Annotated in this window: 6 protein-coding genes and 1 pseudogene; 4 read left to right on the top strand and 3 right to left on the bottom strand. The window is 40.4% G+C overall.

Annotated elements, in window-relative coordinates:
- Nucleotides 1-56: 56 nt before the first annotated feature.
- The 3 genes from eno (at nt 57) to GKR74_RS02700 (ending at nt 10,173) form a co-directional block, all read left to right on the top strand.
- Entirely contained in the window at nt 57-1,358 is a 1,302-nt protein-coding gene (gene eno / locus GKR74_RS02690; RefSeq protein WP_006659306.1) for a phosphopyruvate hydratase, read from the top strand.
- A gap of 223 nt (nt 1,359-1,581) precedes the next feature.
- On the top strand, nt 1,582-8,418 hold the full coding sequence (locus GKR74_RS02695) for a TcdA/TcdB pore-forming domain-containing protein (RefSeq protein ID WP_154602424.1): 6,837 nt from the start codon (nt 1,582-1,584) through the stop codon (nt 8,416-8,418).
- Nucleotides 8,419-8,787: 369 nt separating this feature from the next.
- Nucleotides 8,788-10,173, top strand: a complete 1,386-nt coding sequence (locus tag GKR74_RS02700) for an SLC13 family permease (protein WP_154602425.1) — start codon at nt 8,788-8,790, stop codon at nt 10,171-10,173.
- Nucleotides 10,174-10,305: 132 nt separating this feature from the next.
- On the opposite strand, the gene GKR74_RS02705 is transcribed toward GKR74_RS02700, so the two are convergent.
- From GKR74_RS02705 to GKR74_RS02715, 3 genes and pseudogenes are all read right to left on the bottom strand, one after another.
- The gene (locus GKR74_RS02705) at nt 10,306-10,932 is read right to left on the bottom strand and encodes a hypothetical protein (protein WP_154602426.1); all 627 of its coding nucleotides are present in this window, start codon (nt 10,930-10,932) and stop codon (nt 10,306-10,308) included.
- A 151-nt stretch (nt 10,933-11,083) separates the two neighbouring features.
- Nucleotides 11,084-14,254, bottom strand: a pseudogene (locus GKR74_RS02710) (efflux RND transporter permease subunit).
- 15 nt (nt 14,255-14,269) lie between these two features.
- Complete coding sequence (locus tag GKR74_RS02715) at nt 14,270-15,460, bottom strand: efflux RND transporter periplasmic adaptor subunit (protein ID WP_154602428.1); 1,191 nt, start codon at nt 15,458-15,460, stop codon at nt 14,270-14,272.
- Nucleotides 15,461-15,594: 134 nt separating this feature from the next.
- On the opposite strand from GKR74_RS02715, the gene acrR reads away from it, so the two are divergent.
- Nucleotides 15,595-16,245 carry a multidrug efflux transporter transcriptional repressor AcrR gene (acrR, locus tag GKR74_RS02720; protein WP_132496735.1) on the top strand — a complete coding sequence of 217 codons (651 nt, stop codon included), beginning with the start codon at nt 15,595-15,597 and terminating at the stop codon, nt 16,243-16,245.
- Nucleotides 16,246-16,251 lie beyond the last annotated feature (6 nt).

Here is a 16,251-nt window from a genome sequence, read left to right on the forward strand (position 1 = left end):
GAAGTCGGCAATTTTCGCCAACTTCCCGAAATTTAACTTGTACTGAGGAAAACCTAATGTCCAAAATTGTTAAAGTGATCGGTCGTGAGATCATTGATTCTCGTGGTAACCCAACTGTTGAAGCTGAAGTACATTTAGAAGGTGGTTTTGTTGGTTTAGCTGCGGCTCCATCAGGCGCATCTACAGGTTCTCGTGAAGCACTGGAACTGCGTGATGGTGATAAATCACGTTTCCTGGGTAAAGGTGTTCTGAAAGCTGTTGCCGCTGTTAACGGTCCAATCGCTCAAGCAGTTATCGGTAAAGATGCTAAAGATCAAGCAAATATCGATAAAATCATGATTGACTTAGATGGTACTGAAAACAAATCTAAATTCGGTGCAAACGCAATTCTGGCAGTTTCTTTAGCAAACGCAAAAGCAGCTGCTGCGGCAAAAGGTATGCCTCTGTATGAGCATATTTCTGATCTGAATGGTACTCACGGTCAATACTCTATGCCTCTGCCAATGATGAACATCATCAATGGTGGTGAGCACGCAGATAACAACGTTGATATCCAAGAATTCATGATCCAACCAGTTGGCGCACCGACACTGAAAGAAGCGGTACGTATGGGTTCTGAAATTTTCCATCACTTAGCAAAAGTACTGAAATCTAAAGGTATGAACACGGCTGTTGGTGATGAAGGTGGTTATGCACCTAACTTAGAATCTAACGCTGCTGCACTGGCTGCTATCAAAGAAGCGGTTGAGCAAGCGGGCTACGTTCTGGGTAAAGATGTGACTCTGGCGATGGACTGTGCAGCTTCTGAGTTCTACAACAAAGAAACTGGTAACTACGAGCTGAAAGGCGAAGGTAAAACCTTCACTTCACAAGAGTTCACTCACTACTTAGAAGAACTGACTAAACAATACCCAATCGTTTCTATCGAAGATGGTTTAAACGAATCTGACTGGGATGGTTTCGCATACCAAACTAAAGTTCTTGGTGACAAAATCCAATTAGTGGGTGACGATTTATTCGTAACTAACACTAAGATCTTAAAAGAAGGTATCGAGAAAGGCATCGCTAACTCAATCCTGATCAAATTCAACCAAATCGGTTCTCTGACTGAAACATTAGCTGCGATTAAAATGGCGAAAGATGCTGGCTACACTGCCGTTATCTCTCACCGTTCAGGTGAAACTGAAGATGCAACTATCGCTGATTTAGCGGTTGGTACTGCAGCAGGTCAAATTAAGACTGGTTCTATGAGCCGTTCTGACCGTGTTGCTAAATACAACCAACTGATCCGTATTGAAGAAGCTCTGGGTAACAGCGCACCATTCAACGGCCTGAAAGAAGTTAAAGGCCAAGCGTAATTTATATTCGCTGAAATTAACTCCTAGAATGGGTCGAGAAATCGACCCATTTTTTTTGCCTAAAATAAATGTGCTAGATAAATAGTTTTGAAAGTATTTAAGCCTTATAGATAATGCGGAATAACTCCATCTCGTCCTTTTTAATTTTTATGCTACTAATAGAGCCGCAATCAAATAGTGATTGTTTGGATAATTAACATGAATATTAAATAAGGAAATTATTATGGGAAAGGATAGCCATGACTCGCTATTTACCGCAGCAAAACAAGTATATGCATATGTAAAAAAAAATGCAGATTTAATGAAGTGCGTTGCTACAATAAAGTTAGGTTATCAGCAAAATGGTGCATGGAATGAACCTCTTTCAAACCTAAAAGCGGCATTAGAAGAGAAAATTACTGATGTTACCTATATTAATTATAGCCGCACTATTCCTTTGGGTATCGAAGGCTTAAATATCATTGAGCAGAAACAATTCTTAGCCGATTTTAAAAAACATTTCTCAGAAAATACTCATATTGAAGTTAAAGTCCAGGGGCAAAATGATAATAATTTTTCATTGTTAAATGATGATGAATTGTTAGATGGTTCTGCATATCGAATATTACCGAAGAATTATCGTGAGCGATATAATAGCCGCTCAATGTTAATGTCTCGATTAACAGTTAATGTGAAGAAAGAATATTTCTCAGACTTAGCCAAGGCATTAATGCAGCTTTATGAGCATGATCCCCATAAAAAAGTGATGCAGACAAAAATTATGGGCCCTAAAAAATTAGGACGAATAACAGATCAAGCGGTGATTTATTTTTCTGAAGCGAACCTACAAAGTGCCACCGAGATTAGCCAGCAACTAAAAGCATTATTACCCGAAGATGCGATGATTGAGCATGTCCCGATGGGAATGTATCGTGTTGATAAAGGTTTTTCTTATTCAGAAACCCTTGAAGGGCAATCCAGTAGCCATGGTGAATCAAGATCTGAAATGATATCTAAAGGGATTGTTTCATCACTGATTTCAGATGAACCATTAGAACAAAGCCTTTCCAAAGAATTAAGGATACAAGGCTACGATGTGGAACAGCCCGCTTTGTTGTCTCAGTCTGTTAAGGAAACGTATTTTGACATTTCGATTACTGGCGGCGGCACGAATTCAGATAATCAGCCTAGTATAGATATTGAAAAATTTAAGCAAAACCCAGTTGAATTTGCCCGTGACTACAATATTAATACCAAAATACTTAACTCTATTTTGCAAATACCCACGGAAGGTAGAATATTATTCAGTAAAAATTTTGGTAAAGGTTACCAAGTTGAATATGTGGACGCCAGTTATGGTCAAGACCAGCGTTACGCCATAGATTGCTATCTTTTAGATTCAAAGGCGCGAAATAAAGAAAGCAAACGTGTCGAATATGTGGATATCCCTAAAAATCATCCGGAGAAAGCGTTTTTATTCACAGGGTTATTGCGTGGCGAGTCGGTTGTGGTGATTGAATTAGACCACGAAAACTACCGTGTTTATCGTGATAACCGTGCTGATGCTTCATTACTTTATGATAATGTAGTGATGGCTGTTGATGCGCGGGATTACACGATCGTCGAGCAAAATATTAGTAAAGCTAGCGCATTTATGCATTTTAACGGTGATGAGTGGAAATTGATTGTTCAACCCCAACGCAATCGAATCTCCCTCAGTGTAGAAAAAAATATGGTTAGAGTCCAAAAGGCGGGGGACTATAATTTTTCCGATAGAAAGCTACGCTTTGAAAATGTTAGGGAGAGACTTCATAGTGAATTAAAAATGCTGGCCAAAAAAGCCAATGTGAAAATTGGCGATATTCCAAATGAAGAAATACTTCCTTCAGAACCACTGACTGAACCCTTTGAAAATCATTCATCATTAAAAACGTGGCTGGATATTGGCAGCCAAGTAAAACAAAAATTAGATACTCAAATTCAAGAGTTAAAAAAAAATCGGAAGTTACTAGAGGAAAATTTAATTGGCGTAACAGATATAACATACAAAAATAAAATAGAACATGCCATTGAAATGAATAAAACTATTGTTTCAATGCAGAATAAACAATATGGTGAGCTTTTTTATCATTTACGTGAAGTGGAATATAGTTGGTTATGGCAACGTATTAAAACAAAACAGGGTATGAATGCAGTAGTTAAAATTAAAGAGTTTGACCCGAATATGGAAATAAACTCACCATATGCTTACTATTTAACAGTTAATGAACGGTATGAAAACTTAATTTATCTGCACAAGTTAACGCGAAATATGCGGTTTAAAAATGAATTTAATGAAGGAATAAATAAATACAAAGACATCAGTATGCAAGGTGTCAATGACTTAGTTCCTTCACAGCAATTGAAAAAAATGTACGTCACAAATGAGTATACAGCAAGAGAGCGCGGTGCGTTATATCGTGTTATTCAAGAAACAGCACATGCTGAATATATCACTAACGTATTGAGGCAAACGGGGAAAATTAGTGAGTTATTTTCTGAATCTGGTAGTAAGAAAAATCGATTAATTCCACAAGATTTTTATTTATCGTTAGTAAAAAGTGATTCCGGTGGGCGCTGTTACCCATTAGTCAGAGGAATGTCAGTGAGCTTAGCGCGAGAGGGGCATCTAGGTGCGGATAAACTCATTGATAAGCTATACACCGCAGCGGCTAATCCTGAAAGTCGAGATTCTTTATTATTACAAGATTCTCTGAAAAAATTACACTCTAATGTTGAAGCAGTCGAAGCTTCTTTTTCCCACGGCATTATGGGACTGAAAAAAATCCAAACCCTACTGGATATTAAACCTGAAACCATAATGTTTGCTGTAAACAGCAAAAGTCACTCAATGCTGGTAGGTAAAACAGTGATTGATGGGAAAAGTACTTATTATTTTTATGATCCTAATTTTGGTTTATTTTCATTTAAAAATAGCAGGATGCTATTTTCATGTTTAAAGAAGTTTTTCAATGAAAAGAAAATGGCTGATTACTATTCTGCCTATGAAGTTGATAATAAACCAGCATTTGAATTGGTCTTTATTAATACAGATGATATGGCAAAGGTTCCTATTGGTCATCATTTAACTGTCAATGATTTAAGTAATGATGAAGAATTATCTAATTTAAGCGATAGAGGAATAAAAGTTGAAGAATTAATTTTTAAGCAAAAAGAAATTACTGAAGACACAAAATTAAAAAGCACACTGACAATACTGGACGCTCAACAGTGGGGAGAGCGAATCAATGAAGCAACAATGAAACTTACAGAGGAAAAACAATTTAATGGAAAATGGATTCCACTATTTTCTAGTGTAGAGCAAGCCGAGAATAATACATATCGAATTAAATTTATCCATATTGATAATACAGACCTAACTCGTTGGGTTGAAACAAGCGATAAAACTTTTATCGAGTTTCACCAATATTCAGTCGAGCAAATGGGGATTTTCAGCAAATATTATCGATTTGAAGAAAATGAAATGAAAGCACGGCTCAATGACGCGAGTTCTGTTTCCGTTGATGGTTTGAATGCAGGAATTGCGATTCAATCCATTATTCAGTGGGTGGAAAATAAAAATCGTAATGACGTCTCAGAGCGAAAAAACTCACCAAATTTATTTTTGGCGCTAAAAATTCATACCTACGTAAATTATTCGATGATGGCGTATAGCACCGTCAATGATATGACAAAAATAAATAAAATCATCAGGCTCGGATTAAAAGCGGAAAGCACAGCCAGTGCAACGGAAATAAACTGTTTCTTTTCATCAATGGCAAGAACAGCAAATGAAGGGTTGGCAGCCCTTTTTAGTGGTGTGCTTGTGGGATTTGATATTTATGAACTCACCAATGCAGATAGTGATCCCGAGCGCATTGTATTTGGCACTCAACTTACTTTTGATTCAGCGAGTTTTGTTACTGGAGCTGGTGGGGTTGGGCTAGGTGCAATAGGGTGTTCCACAGCAGCAGCTGCATTAGGGAGCGCCAGTGTGATGGTTGCAGGGTTAGGTATTGGCTTTGTAGGGCTTGCACGTAATTTTGCGATTATTGGTGAAGATGCAAAAGCCGTTGGCGTCTATTTTTCTACGTTGGATAGCGCCTATAATGGCAATGGCTATGACTTTATAGCAGATAAAAAACTGCTGATTCCTAAGTTTGGCGCTGTGTTTGATTCACTTGATTTAAGAAATAATAAAATTCAATTTGATAGCCAATATATTTATCGAACAAGTCCTCGCTCTTCGGGAGGTGGGCGCCATAACTATATATTTTGGGCAGGGAACTTCCCTACGATGGTTAAAGATCGAGAGCAAGCTATAAATATCCGTCAGGGGATTGGCTATCAGTCAGCGAGGCATCAATTAGATTTTAGTCATGCAGATGCCATTATGTTGCCTGTTATTCCTAAATCCTATATTAAATACAATTACAACTTATGGCCGGGATGTACATCGCGTCATGATAATGGTTTCGATGTTATTCGCCGATTAGAGCAGGAAGATAATTTTGATTATGATTTCTATATATTCCCTAGCGAAAATACTATTACACAGATTTTCCATGAATATGTGGATACCTCAATTGATGTAGTTTTAGATGAAAATAATCGTGAATTAGTTATTCCGCAGTTAGCGAAGGAATGGCATGGGAAAATTGAATATAAAATAAAAGGTTATGGCGGAACGTATAAGCTCAATCTAAATAATGGGGTACGTATCAGCCTAACGGATGATGTACAAAATAATCAAAACTCGAAATGGGTTATAGATGCCAGCCAACTTGAAGATTGCACGGTTAAAATTCAAAATAATCAATTAATAGTGGGGAATATTAAAATCGATGTCGATGCTGACCGTGTGAAAGGTCAAATCGTTGTTGTTGATAAAAATAAAGAAGTACAGGAAATTAATTTTTCAGCGGCTCAGGTAGCTATTTTGAGTGAAGATGAAAAATTATGGCAAGGAACTCCCAAAAGTTTAGACCAACATTTACAACACTATGCTAAGAAGCATAAAGCGCACGGGCAGTATATTACGATCGATAATCACCAACATAATGGCAAGGATGTAGGGCGAGCATTCTATGATGTGAGCAAACAACGTTATATTTTTATCGATACCCTTGATGCCAATAAACAGCACGCTATTTTAAGTACCGTGGTGGATGATACGGCTTATTTCTACTTACCAGTACAAAAGCAAATATGGGAAGTGGATATTGCAACCGGTGTGGTGAGTGCTGAATATCAATTAGAAAATCAAAATAATCGTCCATTTGAAATATTACAGTTATGGAAAGGTGATGGGCATATTTATTTTTCATGCAAATATACAGATAGCAATGAAGTTGTTAATTTTCAACTTGAGCAAAATATAATTAAATTAATCGGCTTAAACGCGAATCCAGCTTTATTAGAACAATTAGCTCAAACACCAACCCAGTTTTCAACGATAACGCCTCAGAGACTCCTACAGAACTATATGTTAAGGGGGACTCACAAACCTGATGCTAAGCAGTCTGTGCAGATTGAAGCTGATTTAGGTCAGAGTGTGACCATATCAGGGATTGATAGCAACCAAGCTCTACATCGTTATTGGTTAAGAGTAGCGGACAGACTTCTCATTAAACCTAATTTATCCCCCTCTCTTGGTTATGGTGAAGAGCCGACCAATATCCGATTACATCAAAGCCATTGGGCTATTCCACCAGATTTGGCATTAATGGGAAGCCTATTTGATGATAAAGGAACGGAAATTTTCTATTTTTACAGCCATAAAAATAAAGAACTGTATCGCCAAGAAGGCGCAGGGCAGAACATATTAAATGTGATTAAACCGACAGCGCAGTTTTTAAATACCCCTCATAACTTACAAAATGTTGTATTTTGGCAAGGTAGTTTATTTATGTCTGATTCGGATGGTGTCGTTTGTCAAATCGATGCCAGCGGGAAATATCATCCAGTTGCATTAAATGAAATTTGGCTTAAGGGGCGGGTAAATTGGTGGGAAAAATTGGGGGATTACTATTGCTGTAAACCAATCACATTGATTGGGCTAAATAAAGAAAATTCTCAGCGAGCTATTCCCGCGTGGTATCTAAATGGAAAGGTGATTATTGCTCATGAATTATCACTAGAAAATAACATCCAACTTCTAGGATTAAGCACGGATAATTCAGCTGGATTGATTTTTGATCCAATCGCCAAGAAATTATATAGCCAACCATTTGCGATGGAGAGTCAGTTATCTTCTGCATTTGGACAAGGCCAGCACTTGATTAGCGGTGCTCAGTTACCAAAAGTTGTCGATGTTTATCCTAATTTACGGCTTGATAATGTGAAAATTGTCGGTAATGGCTTGTTGATGTTTACTGAAAGCGGTGAAATTCTGTATGTCGATATTTTAGCGAATGAAAACCAATCACAAAGCGCTCATATCGGTTCTTCATTGATTATTCGTGGTGGCAAGCAAAATGATAGGTTATCGCCCGCAATCATTCAGGATGTGGAAAACATCGTGCTGAATGCTGGAGATGGGCAGGATACTTACAGGATTTCGAAAGAAGCATGGGCGTATTATCACTCTATTATTATCGATAATCATGCGCTTGATTCTCAGTTAGATACGCTAATTTTACCTGTCTCAGAGAGTGATGAATTGGTGATGAGCCGGCACGATGACGATTTATTTATCACCGATATGAGCCAAAATACCACTTTAGTGTTGAGGCAAGTTTTTGGTGATCAAAAACAGGCTCATCAACATTTGCAGTTGCGTTTCATCAACCAAACAAAAGATGTGTCATTAGAACAATTTATTCAGCGCCACTCACTGGATTTAACGATTGATCTGGCAGAAACGCATATTGAGCTTAAGGATTATCAGCGTATTGAAAGTGATGTTCATTTTTCGTTGTTGTCGGAACAGGCTGCAGGGTTTGCACAGAAAGATTCATTAGGAATGCCTAGAATGGATACCCAGTGGTTACCGAGCATGACATTGCATAATGGTTTGTTAGGCCATCCATCCCAAGGATAACTCATAAAAATGTAAGCCAGCCTGAATTACATAGTCAGCTGGCTTACAGCTCACAAAATAGAAATGGAATTATTTATCTGAACTATCAAATTGTTATATATTTCTGGTGAGGGGAATTTATAGAGGAACGTCGCAGTTAGTTATTCTTACCTATACATTGTCTTAAGTAATTAATTGCCATTTTTGTGAATTAGCAGTGAGATTTTTACGATTTTCACCATAAAGTGAGTAAATTGCGGGGTGCAGATCGCAATTTTGGGCTATCTACATTTTCATCTCATTCAATTAACTCTATATTTTACTCCTCTTAAAAAACGATTAACAAAAATTACTCGAAAACTTAAATTGCTTCCGAACTATGGAGTTAACATGGATGCTTCCGAATCTTTGACACCATCGGCTTCTCCAACCCCTTCAAATAAGCGTGGTTGGATTATCCTAGCGGTTGATATTGTAGTTTTACTTTTACTGTTGAAATTTTTGCCTTTTGATCCAAAAGCAAATGCAGGACTGGCTTTAATGGTCTTTGTGGGCGTGCTTTGGTTAACAGAGGCTATTCACGTCACTATCACGGCATTATGTATTCCTTTACTGGCTGTTGGGCTGGGATTAATGGGAACCGGGGATGCGTTAAAAGCTTTTGCTAACCCAATTATCTTTTTGTTCTTTGGTGGATTTGCGTTAGCAACTGCACTGCATATTCAAGGTCTTGACCGCCTAATAGCTAACCGCTTGTTGATGGCTGCTCGTGGGCGTCTCTCGGTTGCTGTGATTTTACTGTTCGGGGTGACCGCTGGGTTATCCATGTGGATCAGCAACACGGCAACTGCCGCAATGATGTTACCGCTGGTTTTAGGTATTCTTTCTAACCTCGATGTTCGCCATGAGCGCAATACGTTTGTATTCGTGTTATTGGGTGTGGCTTATAGTGCTAGTATTGGTGGCTTAGGAACGATTGTAGGTAGCCCACCGAATGCGATTGCCGCTTCTGCGCTTGGCTTAGATTTCTTATCATGGATGAAATACGGTATTCCAATCATGGTAGTTTTACTGCCAATGATGTTTGTGCTGATGTACATGATGCTGCGTCCGAATTTAAAACACCGTTTTGACATTGAATTAGAAAAAGTTGAATGGAATGGTAAACGCATTACCGCAATGGGCATTTTCTTTTTAGCGGTTGTTTGCTGGATCACCAGTACATTTATCAGCGAAGCTTTAGGTGGTGTGAAAGATTTAGATACCATCATCGCATTGAGCGCGGCAGTATTAATTGGTATTACGGGCGTGGCGAGCTGGTCACAAATCCAAAAAAATACCGAGTGGGGCGTATTAATGCTGTTTGGTGGTGGTTTGACACTGAGCGCGATTTTAAGCTCATCTGGTGCAAGTAAAATCATGGCAGATTGGATGCAAATGACATTTGGTGAAAGCCATTGGTTTGTGATCATTCTTGCGGTGACAACCTTTATTATCATCCTGACGGAATTTACCAGTAATACAGCCAGTGCGGCACTGTTGGTTCCAATCTTTGCAACAGTTGCGGAAGCATTAGGTATGCCAGTCATGGCGTTAACCATGATTATCGGTATTGGTGCATCTTGTGCCTTTATGTTACCTGTCGCGACACCACCGAATGCGATTGTGTTTGGCTCGGGTTATATTCGACAAATTGAAATGGTACGTGTGGGTGCTGTATTGAACGTGGCATGTATCATTGTCATCTCTCTATTTGCTTGGTTCTTCTGGCTGTAATAGCAACCGGAAAGTTCGATAAAAGAGAAGTGGCGACTAAAGCTCAATACAAAAAATAGCAACATAATAAATAGTACGGCCTCAGAGAATGAGGCCGTTTTTTATTTCTGATGCTGTTGATATGACAAGCACCTATTGGTTCTTCCCTAGCTGAAAGGCTCCTGTATTGAAGACTGAAATCTCATTATTTCCACGTAATGAGGGATTTCTGGTGTGAGTGAATCCTTTAATATCAATTATATCTTGCGGGCAAAGAGTGCATACTTTGCATAATGTTTGATGGCTTTCAAGAGGGCGGGTATTACCGAAAGTCGTGACATCCTTGTCTGTCACAAGATGGTGTGCTTGTTGATGAAAAGTCTCGATTTTCGTATAACGACCTGCACTCAAAATACCGTCATGAAAGGGAGTGAAAATGGTGTTTGATGGATTGAGGTTGTGTTGTTTCGAAGAAGTGATAAAAGGGGTGTCTTGATGATTGAAGCGATTAGCAAACAAGACAGGCTTTGCTAATTGAAAAGGTGAGGATGATGAGGGTTGGCTAGATGAATTTGAATTAACTAGCTTGATGACTCGTTGTTTTGGAGAGCGTCCCTCCATTTGAATGACTTTCGCCCATATCATCTTGGCGATTTGGATAGTCAAACTCCGCTGACCATGGTTTTCATTGCTCAAGAAAAAATGATGCTCAATAGCCGTTGTTGAACGAATATTCCGACTGAGTAGAAAGGGTCTAGTTAGCATTATTGTATGAGTCATCTGTTATAAGTTCCTTGCTATTAAATGTCCTTAACGAGGATGACTATAACGCTAATTTCTCATTCTGCAGTTATCAAAAAATAGAATAGACCTACTAAAAATCCCTGAGCGATAGCAAAAAAAAGACCACATTGCTGTGGTCTTTTTGTACTTATGAATTTAATCAGTGGTTTGCTGGTGGCTGATGGTTATCAACGTGCTCTGGTACCTTTGCAAAGCGGCGACGGATCACCACAAAGAATACCGGAACGAAGAAGATAGCCAATGATGTTGCTGCGAACATACCACCCAGTACACCTGTACCGACGGAGTTCTGTGCCGCAGAACCTGCACCATTACTGAATACCAGAGGGATAACACCCAGCATAAATGCCAGTGATGTCATCAGGATTGGTCTTAGACGCATTTTAACTGCATCTAATGTTGCTTCAATCAATCCTTTACCTTCTTTCTCCATCAAGTCTTTGGCGAATTCAACAATCAAGATTGCGTTCTTCGCCGATAACCCAATGGTGGTTAACAGCCCTACCTTGAAGTAAACGTCGTTATCTAAGCCTCGGACGGAGGTGAAAAGTAACGCACCGATAACCCCAAGTGGCACCACTAACATAACTGAGAACGGTACAGACCAGCTTTCATACAGTGCAGCCAGACACAGGAATACAACAATCAGGGAAATCGCATACAGGGCAGGTGCCTGGTTACCAGACAAACGCTCTTGGTACGACATACCTGTCCACTCATAACCGATACCCGCAGGTAGGTTTTCTGTGGTCAGTTTTTCCATCATCAGCATTGCAGCACCGGTACTTTGACCTTCTGTTGCTTGGCCTTGAATGTTCATCGCTGGAACACCGTTATAACGTTCTAAACGTGGTGAACCGTATTTCCAAGGATCTTGAGATGTATCTAAGAATGCCGAGAATGGCACCATTTTCCCTTGGTTATTACGAACATACAGGTTGCTGATATCTGACGGCAACATACGGCTTTCCGCGTCACCTTGTACGTAAACTTTCTTCACACGACCGCGGTCGATAAAGTCGTTGACGTAAGTACCACCAAACACGGAGCTGAGAGTTGCGTTGATATCGCTGATCGCAACGCCTTGCGCCTGTGCTTTTTGTTGGTCGATATAGATACGGTATTGAGATGTATCATCTTGGCCATTAGGGCGTACACCTTGCAGAATTTCAGGGTGCTGCGCTGCCAGTCCAAGTAACTGATTACGTGCTTCCATCAGTTTGTCATGGCCTAAACCGCCTTTATCAACCAGTTCGAAATCGAAACCGTTTGATGTTCCTAATTCGACGATTGCAGGCAAGTTAAAGGCATAAATAAAGGCACCTTGTTTTTTGGATAGTGCTGCGTTTGCACGCGCAACAATCGCATCCACATGGTTTTCTTTACCTTTACGCTCATCCCAGTTTTTCAGAACGACGAACGCGAGACCCATGTTTTGCCCTGCACCTGCAAAGCTAAAGCCACCAACGGTAAATACAGACTCAACGTTTTTACCTTCATCTACTCTGAAGTAATTACTGACTTCATCCAAGATGACTTCGGTTTGTTCTTGAGTTGATCCTGGTGGTAACTGCACCATGGATAAGAACACCCCTTGGTCTTCTGCTGGCAAGAATGACGATGGCAGACGAACGAACATGAATGCCATGCCTACGACCAGTAAAACGTAGATCACAAGGTAACGACCTGTTCCATTCAACATACGGCTTACGCTGTCTGTGTAATGGTGAGCTTGCTTTTCAAATACGCGGTTAAACCATCCAAAGAACCCTTTTGTGGAACCATGGCTGCCTTTTTCAATTGGCTTCAACATAGTTGCACACAGTGCAGGGGTCAGGATCATCGCAACTAATACCGATAGCAGCATCGATGAAACGATGGTGATAGAGAACTGACGGTAAATTGCCCCTGTAGACCCACCGAAGAAGGCCATTGGGATAAATACCGCAGACAGCACCATTGCAATACCGACCAGAGCACCTTGAATTTGGCCCATGGATTTTTTGGTCGCCTCTTTTGGTGGCAGACCTTCTTCTTGCATTACACGCTCAACGTTTTCAACAACAACGATGGCGTCATCCACGAGAAGACCGATGGCAAGTACCATCGCAAACATGGTTAAGGTATTTATCGAGTAGCCAAAGGCCGACAAGATAGCAAAGGTACCTAACAGAACCACCGGTACGGCGATAGTTGGGATCAATGTTGCACGGATGTTCTGTAAGAACAGATACATAACCACAACAACCAGCATGATCGCTTCAACTAGCGTTTTAACTACCTCGTTAATCGAAATCTTAACGAATGGCGTTGTATCGTATGGGTAAACTACTTCTAACCCTTCAGGGAAGAACGGTTCCATCTCAGCTAAGGCTGCACGTACGTTATTCGCCGTATCCAGTGCGTTAGCGCCAGTTGCCAATTTAATACCGATACCTGCTGCTGGCATACCGTTAAAGCGAGCAACGGTACTGTAGTTCTCCGCACCCAGTTGAACAGTGGCTAAATCTTTCAAACGTACTTGAGAACCATCTTGGTTCACACGCAGTAAGATGTTAGAGAACTCTTCAACGTTGCTTAAACGGGTTTGAGCAATAATTGAGACGTTCAAACGCTGGCCGCCAACAGGAGGAGTTCCCCCTAACTGACCGGCAGCAACTTGGTTGTTTTGTACGCGAATAGCATTAATGACATCCGAAGTTGTCATATTGTACTTAACAAGTTGCTCTGGTTTTAACCAAATACGCATTGCATATTGGGTACCAAACAGCTGGGTTTCACCAACACCATTTACACGGCTAAGTGGGTCTTTAATATTTGACCCTACGTAGTCGGCAATGTCGTATTGACCCATTGAACCGTCTTTAGAAATAAAGCCTGCAACCATTAAGAATGAGCTAGTGGACTTATCCACACTAATACCTTGTTGCTGTACTTCTTGAGGTAATAGTGGCATCGCCAACTGGAGCTTATTCTGTACCTGTACTTGGGCGATATCGCCATCAGTACCCGCTTCAAAAGTCAGCGTAATACTTGCTGAACCTGATGAATCACTGGTTGATGACATATACACCAAGTTATCGATACCGTTCATGTTCTGTTCGATAACTTGGGTCACCGTATTTTGTACCGTTGACGCATCCGCCCCTGGGTAGTTAGCTGAAATGGAAACAGCCGGCGGTGCAATCGTCGGGTACTGAGCGACAGGTAACTTGATAATTGCCAGCAGACCCGCAAGCATGGTGATAATCGCAATTACCCATGCAAAAATTGGTCTATCTATAAAAAACTTAGGCATTAATCAATAGCTCCCTTATTTAGACGCGGTTTCAGGTTTTGCCTGAGTGTCTACAATGGATTGAGTTTCTAAGTTTGCTTGCTTCGGCACAACAACCATACCTGGTTTGATTTTCTGTAAGCCAATCACAATGACACGGTCGCCATCTTTCATGCCTTCAGTCACTAACCAGTTGTTGCCAATCGCTTGTGCGACTTGTACTTTGCGTACTTCAACTTTGTTTTCAGCGCCAACAACCATCACTTGCGCATCACCTTGTGGAGTACGTGCAACACCTTGTTGTGGGACTAAAATCGCGTTTTCTTTCACACCATCTTCTAAAATAGCGCGAACAAACATACCTGGCATCAGCTCTTTATTCGGGTTAGGGAATACAGCACGCATTGTGATGGAACCTGTGGTTTCATCGACAGTCACGTCAGAAAACTCTAATTGTCCTTTCTGCGCGTATTCTTGTCCGCCACTAATGACTAAGCTAACAGGTGCTTTACCCGGCTCTTTTTGCAGAGCACCATTTTCGATTTCAGCTTTTAAACGTAAGAAATCTTCACTCGACTGAGTGACATCCACATAGATTGGATCTAACTGTTGAACGCGCATTAGTTCAGTTGCTTGACCAGCAGAAACTAAAGCACCTTCAGTTACGTTGGATTTGCCTGTACGTCCACTGATAGGGGAAGTGACTTTGGTGTAATCCAAGTTAATACGTGCTGTTTCAACTGCCGCTTCAGCGGCTTTTACCGCTGCTAATGATTGCGCATATGTTGAGCTAGCTTGATCGTACTCTTGTTGGCTAATGTAATTCGTGCCAAGCAGTGGCTTATAACGTTTAACAGTTAATGCGGCGAGATTAGCATTTGCTTGCGCTTTGGCTAATTCTGCTTTAGCACTATTGTAGGTTGCTTGGAAAGGTGCCGGATCGATTTGATACAACGATACGCCAGCCTCAACATCGCTACCTTCTTTGTAGTTACGTTTTAGGATGATGCCACTTACTTGTGGGCGAACCTCTGCAATACGAAATGCAGATGTACGGCCAGGAAGTTCGGTCTTAATGGTCAGAGGTTCAGCTTTCAGCGTAACAATTCCTACATCAGGCGCCGGGCGTTCACCGCCACCTTTCTGTTCTTCGTTACAACCAGATAACGCTAAGCCGCCTGAAAGGACCAACAGAGCCAGAGGTAACACCCCTCTGTTTTTTCGCATAAGTTAACCTCAATTAATCGATATGAGTTCAAAACAAAATTAAGAAAAAAAGCAAATTATATGATTTATCACTATGCTATAGTACAAACATACACTAATGTATGTAAATCAGCTTTCGATAAAAACGGGCGTCAATGGCACGAAAAACTAAACAACAGGCTGAAGAAACCCGTCAGGAAATATTAGATGCAGCCATCAAAACATTTTCTGAACGAGGAGTAACAGCCACATCATTAGCCGATATAGCCAAAGCTGCGGGTGTTACCCGGGGAGCTATATATTGGCATTTTAAGAATAAGGTGGATCTGTTCCATCAAGCCTGTGAATTTAGCGATAATCAAATTACTCAAGCTGAGGATTATTATCGTTCGAAATATACCAATGATCCACTTTTAATACTAAGAGAATTGCTAATATATATTCTTACCGATTTTATTAGTACTCCTAAAAATCGCGCGTTAATGGAAATCTTTTTCTTAAAATGCGAATTAGTCGGAGAAATGGCATCTGTCGTTGATTTTAAGCGTGAAAACTATCTCGCAAGTGAACAGCGGATTATTAAAAATTTACGTGATTGCGTGGATGCGGGACAACTTCCAGCCGATTTAGATTTAGCGTGTAGCGCGGTGATGATCCGCGCACTGATGTCGGGCTTACTTGAAAACTGGTTATTACAGCCAGAGCGTTTTATGATAGACGCACATACCACGACGTTAGTTGATACTCTATTAGAAACGCTTAAAAATAGCGTCTCACTGCGAGTCAAACCAACGCCAAACGAATAATCGGAG

The sequence above is a fragment of the Providencia sp. wls1914 genome, from assembly GCF_009706645.1.
Lineage (GTDB): Bacteria > Pseudomonadota > Gammaproteobacteria > Enterobacterales > Enterobacteriaceae > Providencia > Providencia zhijiangensis.